This window comes from Bacillus sp. FJAT-18017, assembly GCF_001278805.1.
GTDB lineage: Bacteria > Bacillota > Bacilli > Bacillales > Cytobacillaceae > Bacillus_D.
Window position 1 is genome coordinate 77,501 of the sequence record NZ_CP012602.1, and the last position, 17,607, is coordinate 95,107.

Sequence of the window (17,607 nt, forward strand, 5' to 3'; positions counted from 1 at the left end):
TAGTTCCCAGTACTTCACGCGCAATGTGAGCAATCAGATTTTCTGTCAACTTCATAATATCTTCATAATCAGCATACGCTTCATACAGCTCAATCATGGTGAACTCAGGATTATGCCTCGTTGAGACTCCTTCGTTTCTAAACACTCGGCCAATTTCATACACCTTTTCAAGTCCGCCAACAATCAGACGCTTCAAATGAAGTTCAATGGCTATCCTCATATACAGCTCCATATCAAGAGCATTATGATGGGTAATGAATGGACGGGCAGAAGCACCACCTGCAATCGAATGCATCATTGGTGTTTCAACTTCCAGATACCCTTGTTCATCTAGGTAACGACGCATGGACTGAAGGATTTTGCTCCGTGTAATAAACGTCTCCTTGCTCTCATCGCTGACGATAAGGTCAAGGTAACGCTGGCGGTAACGCTGCTCGACATCCTTCAAACCATGGAATTTATCAGGTAATGGACGCAGTGCCTTTGTAAGGAAGGTGTACTCACTAACTTTAATGGATAGTTCACCAACCTGGGTTTTAAAGAGCGTGCCTGTAACACCGACGATATCGCCAAGGTCGGATGAATCGAAAAGTTCATACTGTTCTTCCCCAACCGCATCTTTTCTAACATAGATTTGAATTTGCCCCGTAAGGTCCTTAAGGTGCGCAAAACCAGCCTTGCCCTTACCACGCTTCGTCATAATCCGGCCTGCTAGCGCAACCGAAATTTCTTTCGTTTCGAGCTCTTCCTTTTCCAACTCTCCATAATGGCTAATCAGTTCCCTGCTAGTGGCTGTACGCTCAAACTTTTTCCCGAACGGATCCATGCCCTTCTGGCGCATCTGGTTCATCTTTTCTCTTCTTACAAGAAATTGGTCATTCAATTCCTCATGGCTCATGATATCAGCTCCTATATATAGTGAGGTATGTAATCCACCTTATAGTTGAATTGTTGTATTATCCATTTAGTTTGGACAATTTTTCATCAAACAAGACATTAGTTCCATTTTACACAAAATACGCGTTCAGTCCCAATAAAAATATTAGAATATAGAAGAAAGGCTGCCAGTTATGTACCGGCAGCCGAATTATTGGAATTAGCCAACAATCGCCTGGTGTTCTTTTTCCTCCACATCTGCAACATGGCCATTGAGCAGCATAACAAAATCTTTTCTCGTAGTGCACTCATTAATGGCTTTTCGAATCTCCGCATTGCCCTTAATCCCTTTTAGATACCATGCTGCGTGCTTGCGCATTTCCCTCACAGCAATATCCTCATTTTTAAGGGCAATTAAACGGTCAAGGTGCAGGATAGCTACATCAATTTTTTCACGAACAGATGGCTCACCCATTAACTCTCCCGTTTCCAGGTAATTTACAGTTCGATAAATCATCCAAGGGTTTCCCAGAGCCGCACGCCCGATCATTACACCGTCAACCCCAGTTTCATCAAGCATACGTTTAGCATCTTGCGGAGTTTGTACGTCACCATTACCGATAACAGGAATAGCCACGGATTGTTTAACTTCCTTAATGATATCCCAGTTTGCTTTGCCTTCGTACATTTGAACACGGGTACGCCCATGGACAGCAACAGCTTTTCCTCCTGCACGTTCAACCGCACGGGCATTTTCCACTGCAAAAATATGCTCTTCATCCCAGCCAATCCGCATTTTAACAGTGACCGGCTTTTCAACTGCATCTACAACCGCGGAAACCATATCATAAATTTTGTTAGGGTCTAAAAGCCATCTTGCCCCTGCATCACATTTTGTGATTTTAGGAACTGGGCAGCCCATATTTATATCAATGATGTCGGCATTTGAATTTTTGTCTACAAATTGGGCAGCTTCAACGAGAGTTTTCTTTTCACCCCCAAAAATTTGCAGACTCAAAGGTTTTTCATGCTCATCGATATAAAGCATATTCATCGTCTTCTCATTTTTAAACACAATGCCTTTATCACTTACCATCTCGGCGCAAACCAGGCCGGCACCAAATTCCTTGACTGTTAACCGGAAAGCTGAATTACAGACACCAGCCATTGGCGCCAAAACAACAGGGTTTTTCATGACAATATCGCCAATTTTCAACATTGCATAAGCCTCCTTTCCGCTTAATATTTTTGAACCTACCGCTAAATCCCTATATTACTCCTTGGGAGGAGCTATCTCATCAATACTGACGTGTAAAACTTGCGAGACTCTTTTAAGCAAATCTGCCGGTGGCATTCGGTTTCCTCTTTCAATTTCTCCAAGAATTGAAACCGACACACCCAATTCTTTTGAGAATCTATCCTGGGTAAATCCCTTTAGTTTTCTAAAAGCCCGAATCCGTCTTCCCCATTTTTCCGCTTCCATATCCGTACTCCTTCTTTATCAGGTAACAGTTCCAAAGTTTGAGTCAGTGGCTTTTCAAAGCCGGGAAGAGAAATGTTTCCGGCGATTTCATGCAACGGAACAAGCACAAAAGCTCGTTCACTCATCCTTGGATGAGGAATGCACAGGCTCTCTGTTTCAATATTTTCTTGGTTATAGACAAGAATGTCAAGGTCTATTGTTCGAGGGCCCCATCTCATTTCCCTTTTCCTGCCATAAACCCTCTCTATTTCTTGACAGATCTTCAATAAAGTTAGCGAATCTGAATTCGTTGCTATTTCTACCACCATATTTAAAAAAAGATCCTGATTTTCATAACCTACAGGGTCTGTTTCATAAACCGATGAATAATTTATCAGGCGGATTGATGGATGTCGATTCAGTTCACGAATTGCAGAAAACAGATAGTGAAGCCTGTCCCCCATATTGGTTCCAAGTGAAAGATATGCCTTGTTTTTCAACTTTATCTTCTCCTCGTAATTTCAACTGCTACCGAACGGTAATGTCCCGGAATTGGAGGGTCAGGCTTAATTACTTTCACCATCACTTCCATTATAAGAGGAAACTCCTGGAGTACTCTGGAAGCTATTTTTTCAGCTACTGCCTCAATCAACTTAAACGGGTCGCCCTCAACAACCTCTTTGCATAAGCGAAACAGCTCGCCGTAGTTGACAGATTCCTCAAGGTTGTCCGATAATCCAGCTTTCTCGAGACTAAGGCCAACTGCAAGGTCAACCGCAAAGCGCTGCCCCAGACGGGTCTCTTCAGGGAAGACACCATGGTATCCATAAAACTCCATCCTGTTTACATAAATTTTATCCATTGACTTGTCCACGTCCCATCATTGCATCCATCATTTTGGCCATTCGGGCGATTTCTTTTACATCGTGAACCCGAACAAGCTGGCAGCCTTTTTGAATACCAAAGCAAACCGTAGCTCCTGTTCCTTCCATCCTTTCTTCTGGCGGGAGGTCAAGGACTCTTCCGATAAATCTCTTACGTGAAGTAGCAAGCAGGACCGGATATCCAAGCGCAACTAAATGGTCGAGATTTTGCATCATTTCAATGTTTTCTTCAAACGTTTTAGCAAAACCAATTCCGGGATCCAATATAATTTGTTCGTCCTTTACTCCTGCTTCCTTTGCAATTTTAATACTATCATACAGGTCTGAAAAAGCATCACGCATGAACGAACTATAGGGGATGTCTTCACGGTTATGCATAAGGATGATAGGAACTCCCGTTTCTGCTGCGACTTTTGCAATCTCGGGCTCTCTCTTCGCCCCCCAAATATCATTTATGATATGAGCCCCAGCACCAATTGCTTCTCTTGCAACCTCCGCTTTATACGTATCAACTGAGATAGGAACAGATAACTCCTCCACTAACGCTTGAATAACAGGAATTACCCTTGAAATTTCCTCATCGGTAGTCACTGGTTCGTGCCCAGGGCGGGTAGATTCACCGCCTATATCAATTATATCAGCCCCGTGTTCAACCATTAATTTCGCGTGTTCAACTGCACGGTCAACCGCATTAAATTTTCCCCCATCCGAAAAGGAGTCTGGGGTGACATTTAAAATGCCCATAATCTGTGTTTTTAAAGAATAATCTAATTCAAAAGGGCCACATTTAATTACTGTACTCTTAGGCAAGGTGTTATCCTCCTCTTTCAAATTTCCTCTCCTATCATACAAGAAGTTCCCGCTAAATCATAATGAGCAACATAGAAAAATAAACGATGGAAATACAAATTTAGGTGCCAGGGCCTAAGGAAATTCACCGCTAAGTGCTGAAGCTTGCTTATAAGATAAGTTACAAACAGACAATTGTTAACATCTCTGGACAAAAAAATAAAACATGAGCCAGCAAACGCCAGCCCATGTTTAGGAATCATTCATCTAATCTTCAAATTGATATAACGGTGTGCTAAGGTAACGTTCCCCGTTACTCGGAATGATCGCGAGTACCTTTTTTCCTTTACCCAGTTCCTTCGCTACCTTTAGCGCCGCAAAAATGGCTGCGCCAGAAGAAATTCCACCTAGGATACCTTCTTCTTTAGCGGCACGGCGGGCATATTCAAACGCCTGATCATTTTGAACGGTAATAATTTCTTCATAGATCTCCGTATTCAGGATAGCAGGTACGAAACCTGCGCCAATACCCTGGATTTTGTGCGGGCCGGGTTTCCCACCGGATAGCACAGGAGAATCAGCTGGCTCAACTGCGATAATTTTAATCCCAGGATAGGCTTCACGAAGAACTTCTCCTGCGCCTGTTATGGTACCACCAGTGCCAATCCCCGAAATAAACGCATCCAACTGATCACCAAATTGTTCAACAATCTCTTTACCCGTTGTATTTCTATGAATTTCAGGGTTTGCCTCGTTGTTAAATTGCTGAGGCATGAAGTACCCATTTTCCTTTGCCAATTCTTCCGCTTTGCGAATTGCGCCACCCATGCCCTCAGGACCTGGGGTGAGCACAATGTCTGCCCCATATGCACGAAGAAGATTGCGGCGCTCCAGGCTCATTGTTTCAGGCATGACTAAAATCGTTTTATATCCTTTTGCTGCGCCAATCATCGCAAGGCCTATTCCGGTGTTACCGCTAGTAGGTTCAATGATCGTATCGCCTTCTTTCAAGCCGCCCTCTCTTTCTGCTGCTTCGATCATTGCAACAGCAATCCGGTCCTTAACACTGCTGCCTGGATTCATATATTCCAGCTTCAAATAAACATCAGCACTATTTTCATCAACCAGTCGGTTCAGCTTTACTATCGGGGTATTACCTACTAGGTCTGCAACCGAATTTGCAATACGTACCATTGTTCCCACTCCTTATTCCGAGTATTTTTATTGGATTTATATAAAATTTAACACTTTGCCAAAAAATAGTCAATATAATAACATTCCCTAAATAATCATTATTAACACAAATTTTCTACAAAAAAACTCCACTTTTTTAAAAAAGTGGAGCAGTTTTATTGCTTACCATAAAACCAGTCAACCCCCGCTTCATCCCAGAGAGCACCCGCTAAAGCCGGGGCATCCATTTGAGAGAGAGCAATTTGTCTTTTTATTTCACCTTTCACTTCCTCAAACGAGTAGCTGCGCTCATCGATGCTTTCATTCAGCTGGATGATCACATATCCTGAAGAAGTTTCAATTGGCTTGCTCCATTCACCCTTGTTTAGTGATGCGGCAGCTTGCATGTATTCCTCCGGATAACGGTCATCCCCTATTTGGATAAAACCAAGATCGCCGCCTTTGGAGGAAGTAAATTCATCCTGGGAAGCTTCCCGGGCAAGTGCTGAAAAACTCGATCCTTCCTCGAGCTCCTTTATAATTTGGTTTGCCGCGTCCTCCTGGTTTACCACAATATGCGATAGATGGTAGGCTGCTGGCACATTATACAGGTCCTTGTTCTCTTCATAATAGGACTTTATTTCCTGTTCGGAAACGACAACGTCTTTTGATAAAATTTCTTCCAGAAGCAGGGATGTTTTTATTTGTTTCTCCCACCTGGCTAGGTCTTCTTTCCCTCCGGCAGCAGACCCTCCATATGCAGTTTGGAACAATCTTAACTCCCTTTCAACATCTGTTTCAGGGATGTTCACATCGTATTTCGCCGCCAACTGGGCAACGACTTCCTGGTCAATTAGTTCCCTCAACGTTTCTTCCCCATAACGCTCTTCGAGTTCGGCAAGCCATTCCTGCCTTGTTATGGTCCCTTTTCCAATCGTTGCGACTGTTTCTCCATCCTTAGGCATTAAATCAGTTCTGGAGTTAAAGTAGAAAAACGTCAAAGCATTTAATATAATCAGCGAAGCTATTACCAGCCACAATTCCCTCGTTTTCATGTTCCCTCTCCCGGCTGAGTTTATTTAGCCTGATTCAATAACTCTTCCAGCTCTTCTTTAGTATAAAGATATTTTTCATTGCAGAAGTGACAGTGTGCCTCTGCCTGGCCATCTTCTTCAATCATCTCTCTTATTTCCCCCTGGCCGAGTGAGACAATTGCATCTGCAAATCGCTCCTTGGAACATGTACACTCGAAAGAGACCGGCATTTTTTCAAGGATGCTAAGTTCTTCTTTGCCAACCAACTGTTCCAATATCTCTTCTGGGGTTAAACCGCGCTGAATCATTTTTGAAACTGGTTCTATTGTTTTTAAGCGCTCTTCCATCACCGAAATTGTATTATCAGATGTTCCTGGCATAAGCTGAAGTATAAACCCTCCAGCAGCCAAGATGGAGTTATCAGGATTAACCAGGACCCCAACCCCTACCGATGAAGGCACTTGTTCTGAAGTGGCAAAATAATAAGTGAAATCCTCCCCAAGTTCACCTGATACCAACTGTATAGACCCGCTGAAGAAATCCCTTAACCCAAGGTCCTTCACTACGGTAAGGGTTCCATCTGTCCCAACAGCTCTCCTCACATCAAGCTTGCCCTTCTCATTCAGTTCAAAATGGGTTTGCGGATTTGATACGTATCCTCTTACCGTACCCCTGGCATTACTATCAACAAGGATATTCCCTATTGGGCCTCCACCTTCAATCTTTATGGTTAGCTTTTCATCGCCCTTTAGCATCGCACCCATCATTAGTCCGGCAGTCATTGCCCGTCCCAGCGCAGCAGAAGCTGTAGGCCATGTATAATGTCTTCGTTGTGCCTCTGATATTGTCTCCGTACTTGTTACAGCATAAGCCCGAACTTGCCCGCCATAGGCGAGGGCTTTAACTAAGTAATCACTCATTTTTGTGCTCCCTTCCTAATTGTACGTTTTTAATGTATCCACATTCCGCTTATAAATAAGCTGAAGTCCTTTTAAGGTTAGGAATGGATCAACTATATCAATTAACTTCGATTCGGAGGCAATTAAAGCAGACAATCCACCAGTTGCTATGACCGTTGGTGTTTTTGAGCTTTGGTCTACCATCCGTTTTACAATTCCTTCAACCTGTCCAACATACCCATATAGAATTCCTGCCTGCATGGCTGCTACAGTATTCTTCCCTAAAACTCCACCTTCAGGCCGCGCAATTTCGATACGGGGAAGTTTTGCGGCTCTTGAATATAGGGCTTCTGTCGAAATTCCAATACCAGGTGCTATTGCCCCACCCATATACTGCTTATGTTCATTGACATAGCAATAGGTAGTCGCAGTGCCGAAATCGACAATTATTAGAGGGCTTCCATACTCATTAATAGCTGCCACTGCATTGACAATCCGGTCAGCGCCCACTTCACGGGGGTTTTCATATTTAATATCCAAACCGGTTTTGATGCCGGGACCAACTACCAGCGGCTTTACTCCGAAATACTTTTGACACATTCTCTCGAGGGAAAACATGATAGGCGGAACAACCGAGGATATGATGATTCCTTCAATATCGTGAAAAGACATCCCCGAATGTTCAAAAAGAGATTTTATTACCATTCCATATTCATCTTCAGTTCTATTCCGGTTTGTTTCAATCCTCCAATGATGAAGAAGATCATCACCCTTATATACCCCTAAAACAATATTTGTATTTCCAATGTCAAAAACAAAAATCATTTCCTCACCACTTTACTGTTTGTATACGAGTCCTTTTTTCTACGCTACACAAATGCTGAAAACATAATACCATAAATAGAAACCAGATAGAAAAAAGAATTCCTTAAAAGTGTGCTGTTTAGGAACTTAAAAAGAGAAGGGCACCGCAAAAGCGATGCCCTTCTCGATATTGTCATGAAATTATTTATCAGTTTTATCTTCTTCAGGCTTAGTAAATCCAAGGTCTTGCTCGTCATTCTTTTTACCTGAAATGTTGATAATCACATCATCAAGTGTTTCCTTGACCTCAGCAGGTGTTGTTTTTACAGGGACCTTTCCATCTGGAAGCCTGCCATGCTCGATTAGATGCTTAATGCCTTCAGCATCCAATGTTTCCACTTCTAAAAGCGTATTGGCAATCAGGTCGAGCTTATCCCGGTTTTCAGTAAGAATTTTTCTGCATCGTTCATAGGATTCCTTAATGAAGCGCTGAATTTCCAAATCAATTTCATAGGCAATCTTATCGGAATAATTTTGCTCATTATGAAGATCGCGGCCAAGGAATACCTGGCCCCCTTGCGCCTGGCCAAATTGCATTGGGCCAAGCTTATCACTCATTCCGAATTCCGTAACCATTCTTCGTGCAATTCCTGTTGCCCTTTGGAAATCATTATGAGCACCAGTACTTACTTCACCAAATACAATTTCCTCTGCTACACGTCCGCCAAGCAAGCCAACAATTTTATCTAGCAATTCAGGCTTTGTCATAAAGTAGCGGTCTTCTTTCGGCAGCATGACCGCATAACCTCCAGCCTGGCCACGTGGAACAATCGTTACTTTGTGAACCATTTCGGCCTCATCAAGCATGAGCCCAATGACGGTGTGTCCTGCTTCGTGGAAAGCCACAATCCTTCTCTCCTTTTGAGAAATCACGCGGCTTTTTTTAGCTGGACCCGCAATGACGCGGTCTGTCGCTTCGTCTATATCTGTCATTTCTATTTTTTTCTTGTCTCGACGGGCAGCAACAAGCGCTGCTTCATTCAAAAGGTTTTCTAGATCCGCACCAGAGAACCCTGGAGTACGCATTGCAATGTTTTTAAGGTTTACAGCTTCATCCAGCGGCTTATTACGTGCATGGACCTTCAAAACAGCTTCGCGTCCAACAACATCAGGACGGTCAACTGTGATTTGCCTGTCAAAACGGCCCGGACGAAGAAGTGCAGGGTCAAGGATGTCAGGGCGGTTGGTTGCAGCAATAATGATAATTCCTTCATTCGCACCAAATCCATCCATTTCAACAAGCAACTGGTTTAACGTCTGTTCCCGTTCATCATGGCCGCCGCCAAGGCCTGCGCCACGCTGACGTCCAACAGCATCAATTTCATCAATAAAGATGATACATGGAGCGTTCTTCTTCGCGGTTTCAAATAAATCACGGACACGGGACGCCCCGACACCGACAAACATTTCAACAAAGTCTGAACCACTAATTGAGAAAAATGGAACTCCTGCCTCGCCAGCTGCAGCACGGGCAAGAAGCGTTTTACCTGTTCCTGGAGGTCCAACCAGAAGGACACCTTTTGGTATACGAGCCCCAAGTTCGGCAAATTTGCGTGGATCCTTCAGGAACTCGACAACCTCGACTAGTTCCTGCTTTTCTTCGTCAGCCCCGGCTACATCTTTAAAGCGAACCTTTTTCTTTTCTTCACTGTAAAGTCGGGCCTTGCTTTTCCCAAAATTCATGACACGGCTGCCGCCGCCTTGAGCCTGGTTAAGCAGGAAGAAGAACAGGATGAATATAATCACGAACGGAATGATTGAAGTAAAGAAGGTTACCCAGCCGCTTGTTTCCTTAGCAGCAAGTATATCAACCTTTGCCTCCGGAAGAACTTCATCAATCCGGTTAAGCATCCTCTCGCTATTTGGGACATAAGTTAGGAAGTACTCGCCTTCCTTGGCGTTTTCAAGCTGCCCTCGCACCTCGTAAACACCCCGTTCAGGCTGTAACGTGACAGATTCAATCTCCCCCTTATCGAGGTGAGAAATAAATTTGTCATACGATATATTTTCTGAACGTTCATTGCTTCCATTAAAGAAGCTTACAACGCCTATGATTACTAAAAATATTAGTAAATAAAAGATGGTATTACGGAAAATCCGGTTCATCCCTTACCTCCTCCCACGGTGAAAACGTATATAAAATAGTAGCATAAATAATGATACCGCTTCAACAATTGTGCTTTAGGGAATTTCCATAGAACTCCCTATTCGGTCTTTGTGTATACTTCAGGCTTCAGAACGCCAATATAAGGAAGATTACGGTATTTTTCCGCATAATCAAGCCCATATCCAACAACGAAAGCATCCGGTACTACAAAACCGACGTATTCAGCTTTAATATCTACCTTTCTGCCAGTTGGTTTATCGAGGAGCGTGACAATTCTGATTGATTTTGCCTTCCTGTAACGAAATAACTCGACAAGATAGCTAAGTGTAAGGCCGCTATCGATTATGTCCTCAATAATTAACAGGTCCCGTCCTTCAACAGAAGTATCCAAATCCTTGAGAATCTTAACTTCTCCGGATGATACTGTGGAATTGCCATAGCTTGAAACATCCATAAAATCCATTTCAAGATAGCAGTCCATCCTTTTTAAAAGATCTCCCATGAAAGGCATGGCTCCCTTAAGGACGCCAATGGCCAAAGGAAATTTATCCTTATAATCCTCAGTAAGCCGCGCAGCCAATTCCTTTGTCTTTTCCTGGATTTCCTCTTCAGAAATCAGAATTTCCTTAATGTCATTTTTCATTTCACATGTGCCCCCCAGAGGTTGTTGGTTCCTTTTTATACTTTAGCTTCAGATAGCGTTCTCCGGGTTCCCCTGCAGAATCATAGGGTGTTTTCCTCAGACCCGGCAGCCAGACTATCCGGCCGCTACTATCTGTTATGACAGGCCAGTTTCCACGTTCAGAAACGGGTACCTTGCAATCGATGAAAATATCCTTGATCTTTTTGGTTCCTTCCAGCCCTTTTAATGCCATCCTGTCCCCTTTTTCCCTATTCCGGATAACGAGCGGCAGATTTATAAGGGAAACCGGAAGAAAGGTGCTATCATTCCCCAACCCATATTCAAGGGTACTGCATACTTCAACTGAAAGTGTAAAGCCATTTGGCAAGTCTAACTTCCCTATTCCTTCTAATTCAAATCTGAATGGGGCATTATCACTGTCATTAAAGTGGAAAATGCATTGTTGATAGGAACGAGTAACTTTCAGCCCGGCAGGCATATTAAGCTTGCCTGATGGATGAGGATGATTTATCAGAGAAAGGACTTGATCAATATGTATAGCAGCGAAATAAGCGGGTACCTCTTCATAAAGATAGTTTAATATTAGTTGAATCCCTCTTCTTTGTAAAGGCATTGGCATCCCAAGAAAAGCCAATATATCAATCACAATCCTATCCTTTTCCCTTCTTGTCATTACTGTATCCATTCTTTGTGCAGCCAATTCCTCGAGATAAACCTCATCACTTTCCAACTCTTCACTGAATCGCTGAAATTGCTCATGAACATTGGGATTTTCCTTCTTCAAGAAGGGCAGGACAATCTTCCGAAACCGGTTCCTGCTATAAATTTCTTTCTCATTACTAGGGTCAAAGCGCGGTTCAATCCCTTTTTTGTGGCAATAATCCATTATATCATTCCGGGTGGCACCAAGAAGCGGCCTAATAATTTCGGCACCATGAAAGGGTCTGCTAAACGGAATCCCTGCCCTGCCCTTGCCAATCGAACCTCTAGTCAGCCTCATAAGAATCGTCTCTACCTGGTCATCCCCATGATGTCCCAGCACAAGATACGAATAGCGGCCTTTTTTAATCATTTCCCGAAAAAAGCTATATCGCGCATCTCTTGCTGCTTCCTGGCCATTTTTTCTGGTAGCGGAAATGATAGCCGGCACATCAATTCTAGCCATGTTGAAAGCTATGCCTCTTTCATCACAGTAACGTTTCACATACATGCCATCCTCAAGTGATTCTTTCCCTCTAAACATATGGTCCACATGGGCAACAGAAAGTGTTATATCCATAACTTCTGTTTGCTCCCAAAGATAGTGAAGAATTGCCATTGAATCCGGCCCGCCAGATACACCAATAAGAATTCTTTTTCCTTTTAAGGAAATGGCTTTTCGTTTTAAAAGTGCCTCAATTTTTTCTTCAAGCATCTGCAATCTTCCCTATAATATGTTACCCTGTTTACCCAAAACGAACTTTGAATAACCAGCGATTTTTAGTAAAACTGCTTTTCCATTTGTTTACGATAAGAATGGAGAAAAGTTTCATAAGCTAAACAAATTTGTTTCAATTCCTTCTAATTTAATTGTACAACAATATAAACAATATAAAGAATTGCCATTGCAGATACAATAAAAACGGTCTCCTTCATTCCACCTTGTTTGCGTGTAACTGCCTGGAGGTGTTTGTTTCCATTTGCCCGCTTTCGTTGTCGGCTTGGCTGTTGGTATGGAGAATTGCTGCCAATATTCGCCGCATTTGGTTGAACCCCACTACTTCGGTGCCATCGCCGTTCTCCATTTTCCAGTAGGGCCTCTCTCATGTCTCTTGCAGCAGGATACTCGCCTTTCAATGCTTTAAGAAGCACCGGCTCATACTTGATTAGTTCTTTTTTTTGCCGTATTGCTTCCTGAAGCTGCTTTAAGCCTCCTCCAACTTTGCTGAATCTCTTTGGGTATGCAATTGATATAAAGACCATTGCAGCGGCAAATAGATCATAAGAAGGTTCGGCTTTCCTAGAACCCATCCCCCAATATCCGCGGTCAAAGAACTCTGTATACTCCTTGATCGCCCTTCCTGCTAACGTAGTTCCGCCAACATCAATACAGCGGATTCTGTATGGCGGACCGGCTATAATTAAATTATCAGGCTTTAAATCACCAAATACCCAGCCACTTTGGTGAAGCTCATCAAGATCATTTAAAAGTTGAAGAAAAATTACCTCAACCCAGTCTCGTCCTTTATTGGCTATAAATGTATCAAAGCATGGACCGTCTATATATTCCATTACATAAAAACTCAATAGCCCTCCTGGCCCCTGCCAATCATCAACATCAAGCAAAGAGGGCCCTAGGGCGGTGCCCCGGGCCTTGGCAAAAGACTTCAACACATTGACCTCGGATGTGACTGTTAACCCATTGCTGCTAATTTTAAGCGCGGCTTTTTTATTTCCGTACCTGGTTAAATAAACAACGCCATTAGCCCCTTCACCTAATTCCTTTAGCAAAATATATTTTTGCTTATGCCATTTCCCTTCAATAACAGTAGCCGGAGGCAGCTTACATGGATTCTTCGAAGTATGATTCATCATCTTGCCCGATAAGGCTCCTTAATGATTTCTTTTGGTCAAACGAACGGAGTGCAATGCGTATAGCTGGTCCAGTTGGAGTGATTCCTCCGGGAGTAATCATTGAAAATATACTTGTAATGGATTCAAGGCGCGGAGTCCAATCAAGGACTTTTTCGACATCTTCCCTTTTCCCGGGAAATACGAACACAGAGAAATTGTTTTTGCCTGTTCTTGCATTGAGGCTAATTGATAAATCAAGCAGCGCCTCTTTCACTGTTGGGAGTTTATGTTTCATGCTTGCACTTGCATCGACCAAAATCAGGACTTCAAGGTCAACCGTTTCTCCCAGTTCATCGACGACCTCCATGACCTCACCTCGCTCTTCAGGCGGAAGGTCTTCCATTGTTTTTGACCTGCCTAGGATTTGCTGCAATTCACGATTGACTACACCTTGAATAGTCTGATTCATCGCTTGTCTCGTCACCATTTGAACAGTTTGGGAAAGCTGTGTGGAATATACAACCTGACTAACCCCGCCACCTGATAATGCAATCCCCTCTATTTCTCTCATTCCCTGTTCATCGATTGTATCCCGTTCCATTACACCAATAACATTGACCGTCACACCCTGTTCTTTTGCAAGAGCCGCCATTGCAACAGGGTCCTCTCCCTGATTAGAACATCCATCGGTAATGACCAATATCTGCCGGATCTTTCCCGTTCGCATTCCGTTCCCTCCATTCTTGAAATGTTACCATCTTCGACGTGATGAAGGGGATTTATACCTATTTACAGACCAGAAGCCTTTAAAGAATTAGGCACGACGTTTCTTTATGCTTTGCACGGGAATGGATGCCCACTTCGGAGTATTATGCTTTATCTTTGCAACTGCGACAGTCATATCATCCTCTATTTGATTGGACCTTGAGCGAATGACTTCCTCCATGATTAAATCTGCTATAGCCTGAGGATCTTCTGTCTCTAGTTCATGAATCTTTCTTTTCATCCACATCTCATAATTCCCCACATGCTTTGGACCTTCGAAGACACCATCGCTCATCATAATAAGGATATCTCCGGCCTTAAGTTGCTCTGTTACCATATCAACATCGAACTCCTGAACGATTCCCATCGGAAGGTTGCTGGCCTGGATTTTCATTACCTTCTTCCCTCTCTTGATAAAGCTTGGCGTTGATCCAATTTTCAGAAATTTGGCTGAAGCGTTCTGCATATCAATAACCGCAAGATCCAGTGTCGAAAAAACCTCATCATTTGTCCGTAATGATAACACGGAGTTTACAGATTTAATTGCCACCTTTTCCTCAATACCGGACTTCAGGATTTGCTGTAACAATTTTAATGTTTCTTGGCTTTCATCGTGAGCCCGCTTGCCATTCCCCATTCCATCGCTTATTGCAATTGCGTATTTGCCGCTTCCAAGCTCTACCGTTGAAAAACTGTCCCCTGACACAAAACCCCCATCCTTGGCTGCATAGGCGACTCCCGTTTCAACGGTATAAGCCTTTGCAGACCGAAATGTAACCTGGCATAGCCCACCTGGAAATGTGCCGCATTCTTCCGTGCTGACAATGATCGTTTCCCCTAATATATCAGAGAGCATCGGTGCAATTAACTTTTCGCATTCACCATGCCCATTACAAAATGGAATAGTCATGTCAATATCAACATTGCCTTGTTCAAGGTTATAAATTTCAACATTCTCTATTTGAAGGCCAAAACCCTGGATTGCCTCGTGAATTTGCTCTTCCTGTTTATGAAGGTTCTCCCGCTCTCTCTGAATTTCTTTAGCAAAATCACCCATGACTTCCGAAACCCCAAGCAGTTGGTCTGCTACCAGCCTTCTGCTCTCATGGACCTGTTTTTTCAGTTTTTGATTGGCCTGGTATACCGCTAGTTCCTGATGAATTGCTTCTAAAACCTTCTTTGGGCGTGAACAATGCTTCTCCCACTCCCTGGCCAGTTTTGGAGGAATGTTCGCCTTAGATTGATCCATTTGCAGCATAATTTCTTCCATATAGTCATATGTTGTTGTAAAGTTCCTTGTCCAGCAATGTTCTTTCTTAAAGCAGGTCTGGCATGTCTTTTCAGCAACATTGCTAAGAAAGAAGTCCAGTTCCTTATCCTCACCCGGTTCTGGATCGTTTTGCGAAAAGCTTTTTGATAGTGTTTCAAATACATCCGAAAACTGCGCAACCCTTTTTGCCGTTACATCTCTCATTTTACGCATGTACTTTTGCTGCTCAGCGGTATGTTCCGGAGTACCAGGTATATATTTTGCTATTCTTTCTGTTAGGGCTATAGGGGTCATAAAAAGCAAAACAATGGCGGCACCTGTTTCCAATAGGGTACCTGAAAGCGAACTTCCAATTTCACCATACATTCCAACAAGCAACGTTGAAACAAGTAAGCCAAAGGATACTCCTATTTTTTTCCCTTCTTTCAATAAGCCGCCAAGTACCCCGGAAAAAGCAAGGAGACTCATATGCGAAAAACTCGATACATTTGCCAGACTAAAGATAAGCCCTGTTACGACACCGACTGTCGAGCCAACAGCGGCCCCGGCAACAAGCGAGAATACTAGTACGAGATATCTTGACATTACATGCTCTATTGAAACCCCGTACAATGTCCATCCAATGGTCCCTGTCATGATGGATGCAAGCAGAATGATCAAAGAAACAATCTCTTCTGTCTTCAACGGCTGCTTTCGTTTATTTATTGTCACAAGCGGAACACTCTGCAAAAATATTAATGATAGAATGAAGGCAAGTACTCCTTCGACCGATGCCATCATTCCATCGTATAGTGTAAGATTTCCAGTCACTACAAACCTCTCACCCAGTTTACCTGCGAAAAGAACAATTCCTGTATAATAAGGGATTATCTTTGCCGGATTTGTAATCCACTCCCTTGTAGCCCTAAATAAAAGCAGGAATAAAAAGATGATGGTAAAGGAGGATAATGCATTTCCAAGAGATATCGTAGCTGCACCAGCTATTAAACCTAGGAGCGCCAGTGGAGCCCGTTCTTTTTTAATTAAAAAGACAGCTGCAAAGAAGGGTAAACCAAAAGGAGTCAACTTTGATAGTATCAGGGCTCTGCCCAGCAGAAAACCGACAATGATAAGAAGATATCCGTGTTTGAGAAAAAAAAGTTCAGCCTTGTCCTGCATTTTTGCAAATAGATTTCCAATTTCCCATCTGGTCCCCAATCCAGAGTTAGAAACCTGCCCGATAATTGTTTCATCCGCTCTTTCCAAAATAACACTCCCCCGTCTGTAATCATTGGGCTAATTATAAATGGACAAGCATTCAAAGATTGTCAAAATAAAGGCTGCTCCAATTAGTTTTGTTCGACGCATTTCACACGGTTTGCCACAGTCATACAAAACTTGCCAAGACTATTTCACCTATCTTACCTTTGAGGTGGGGAAAAACAAAAAATATATTGACAGCCCTTTTTATTGTCTGTATTATAAAACTTGTGCTTTTTAAAAAGGCACTTGCCCTTGCCACCAGCATCTGGTGCAAAATGGCGGTGTAGCTCAGCTGGCTAGAGCGTACGGTTCATACCCGTAAGGTCGGGGGTTCGATCCCCTCCGCCGCTATATTTAGGAAATGCCTGGAAAACCAGGCGTTTTCTTTTAACTTGGCCCCTTGGTCAAGCGGTTAAGACACCGCCCTTTCACGGCGGTAACACGGGTTCGAATCCCGTAGGGGTCATAATGAAAAAGGAGCCACCCAATTGGGTGGCTCCTTTCTTATTGCTGTTTTATGCTTTCACGCTTATTATGGCCAAAAAAACAGGCAAACCCAAATGGGCCCGCCTGGTATAAGAAAATATATAATTCAATTTTAGCAGCAACAAGTTATCCTCGTCTGGCACCTCTGCCGCCTCGTTTTGATTCGGTATGGCGCTTTAGGGATGTTAGGCGATCTTCACTATCCTTTAAGAATTTAGCCATTTTTGATTCGAAATTCTCAGGGCGTGGAGCACGGTGGTCATTCGTCCTACCCTGACGCGGACGTGGTGTATATGGCCTCTGCTGTTGTTCCGGACGGTCCTTAGCCTTTTTAATTGAAAGGCCAATTTTCCCATCCTTTTCAACATTAATGACTTTAACCTCAACCATGTCACCCACTTTAAGATGGTCGTTGATATCCTTGACATAGTTATCCGCTACTTCACTGATGTGGACAAGGCCAGTCGACCCTTCCGGCAGCTCGACGAACGCTCCGAAATTTGTTATCCCTGTTACCTTTCCTTGTAACTTGCTGCCTACTTCGATTGACATAAAAAGAA

At 43.2% G+C, this 17,607-nt stretch carries 16 protein-coding genes, 2 tRNA genes and 1 pseudogene (1 of these 19 running past the window's edge); 2 read left to right on the forward strand and 17 right to left on the reverse strand.

Annotation, left to right across the window (positions count from 1 at the left end):
* From lysS to spoIIE, 16 genes and pseudogenes are all read right to left on the reverse strand, one after another.
* On the reverse strand, positions 1-898 hold the 5' portion of the coding sequence (lysS, locus tag AM500_RS00455) for a lysine--tRNA ligase (protein ID WP_053597464.1). It extends 587 nt beyond the left edge of the window; the window shows 898 of its 1,485 coding nt (coding positions 1-898); the start codon lies at positions 896-898; its stop codon lies off the left edge, out of view.
* Positions 899-1,096: 198 nt separating this feature from the next.
* Positions 1,097-2,095, reverse strand: a complete 999-nt coding sequence (gene dusB, locus AM500_RS00460; protein WP_053597465.1) for a tRNA dihydrouridine synthase DusB — start codon at positions 2,093-2,095, stop codon at positions 1,097-1,099.
* A gap of 54 nt (positions 2,096-2,149) precedes the next feature.
* A complete protein-coding gene (locus AM500_RS24755; protein WP_082347093.1) occupies positions 2,150-2,359 on the reverse strand; it encodes a helix-turn-helix domain-containing protein in 210 nt (69 codons plus the stop codon).
* On the reverse strand, positions 2,311-2,838 hold the full coding sequence (gene folK, locus AM500_RS00465) for a 2-amino-4-hydroxy-6-hydroxymethyldihydropteridine diphosphokinase (RefSeq protein WP_053597466.1): 528 nt from the start codon (positions 2,836-2,838) through the stop codon (positions 2,311-2,313). The genes AM500_RS24755 and folK overlap by 49 nt, the downstream gene beginning before the upstream one ends.
* A gap of 2 nt (positions 2,839-2,840) precedes the next feature.
* Positions 2,841-3,200 (reverse strand): dihydroneopterin aldolase, encoded by a 360-nt coding sequence (gene folB, locus AM500_RS00470; RefSeq protein ID WP_053597467.1) that lies wholly within the window; start codon positions 3,198-3,200, stop codon positions 2,841-2,843.
* Positions 3,193-4,014, reverse strand: coding sequence for a dihydropteroate synthase (folP, locus tag AM500_RS00475; RefSeq protein ID WP_053601576.1), 822 nt, complete (start codon positions 4,012-4,014; stop codon positions 3,193-3,195). Before folP ends, folB begins: the two co-directional genes overlap by 8 nt.
* A gap of 264 nt (positions 4,015-4,278) precedes the next feature.
* On the reverse strand, positions 4,279-5,205 hold the full coding sequence (gene cysK, locus AM500_RS00480) for a cysteine synthase A (RefSeq protein ID WP_053597468.1): 927 nt from the start codon (positions 5,203-5,205) through the stop codon (positions 4,279-4,281).
* A gap of 155 nt (positions 5,206-5,360) precedes the next feature.
* Positions 5,361-6,239 (reverse strand): peptidyl-prolyl cis-trans isomerase, encoded by an 879-nt coding sequence (locus AM500_RS00485; RefSeq protein WP_053597469.1) that lies wholly within the window; start codon positions 6,237-6,239, stop codon positions 5,361-5,363.
* 20 nt (positions 6,240-6,259) lie between these two features.
* Positions 6,260-7,138, reverse strand: coding sequence for an Hsp33 family molecular chaperone HslO (gene hslO, locus AM500_RS00490; protein ID WP_053597470.1), 879 nt, complete (start codon positions 7,136-7,138; stop codon positions 6,260-6,262).
* A gap of 15 nt (positions 7,139-7,153) precedes the next feature.
* Positions 7,154-7,942: a type III pantothenate kinase gene (locus AM500_RS00495; protein ID WP_053597471.1), complete on the reverse strand. Its 789-nt coding sequence runs from the start codon at positions 7,940-7,942 to the stop codon at positions 7,154-7,156.
* Between the two features lie 180 nt (positions 7,943-8,122).
* On the reverse strand, positions 8,123-10,087 hold the full coding sequence (gene ftsH, locus AM500_RS00500; protein WP_053597472.1) for an ATP-dependent zinc metalloprotease FtsH: 1,965 nt from the start codon (positions 10,085-10,087) through the stop codon (positions 8,123-8,125).
* 98 nt (positions 10,088-10,185) lie between these two features.
* The gene (gene hpt / locus AM500_RS00505; RefSeq protein WP_043931774.1) at positions 10,186-10,731 is read right to left on the reverse strand and encodes a hypoxanthine phosphoribosyltransferase; all 546 of its coding nucleotides are present in this window, start codon (positions 10,729-10,731) and stop codon (positions 10,186-10,188) included.
* A 1-nt stretch (position 10,732) separates the two neighbouring features.
* Positions 10,733-12,145, reverse strand: a complete 1,413-nt coding sequence (gene tilS / locus AM500_RS00510; protein WP_053597473.1) for a tRNA lysidine(34) synthetase TilS — start codon at positions 12,143-12,145, stop codon at positions 10,733-10,735.
* Positions 12,146-12,291: 146 nt separating this feature from the next.
* On the reverse strand, positions 12,292-13,305 hold the full coding sequence (locus AM500_RS00515; protein WP_053597474.1) for a protein kinase domain-containing protein: 1,014 nt from the start codon (positions 13,303-13,305) through the stop codon (positions 12,292-12,294).
* A pseudogene (locus AM500_RS00520) lies at positions 13,274-14,014 on the reverse strand (VWA domain-containing protein); the annotation flags it as partial. The gene AM500_RS00515 and the pseudogene AM500_RS00520, both read right to left, overlap by 32 nt.
* A gap of 84 nt (positions 14,015-14,098) precedes the next feature.
* Positions 14,099-16,564 carry a stage II sporulation protein E gene (spoIIE, locus tag AM500_RS00525; protein ID WP_442853984.1) on the reverse strand — a complete coding sequence of 822 codons (2,466 nt, stop codon included), beginning with the start codon at positions 16,562-16,564 and terminating at the stop codon, positions 14,099-14,101.
* Between the two features lie 274 nt (positions 16,565-16,838).
* Here spoIIE and AM500_RS00530 point away from each other — a divergent pair.
* A tRNA-Met gene (locus AM500_RS00530) sits at positions 16,839-16,912 on the forward strand.
* Positions 16,913-16,955: 43 nt separating this feature from the next.
* Positions 16,956-17,027: transfer RNA gene (locus AM500_RS00535), tRNA-Glu, on the forward strand.
* Between the two features lie 146 nt (positions 17,028-17,173).
* On the opposite strand, the gene AM500_RS00540 is transcribed toward AM500_RS00535, so the two are convergent.
* Complete coding sequence (locus AM500_RS00540; protein ID WP_043931781.1) at positions 17,174-17,599, reverse strand: S1 domain-containing RNA-binding protein; 426 nt, start codon at positions 17,597-17,599, stop codon at positions 17,174-17,176.
* Positions 17,600-17,607 lie beyond the last annotated feature (8 nt).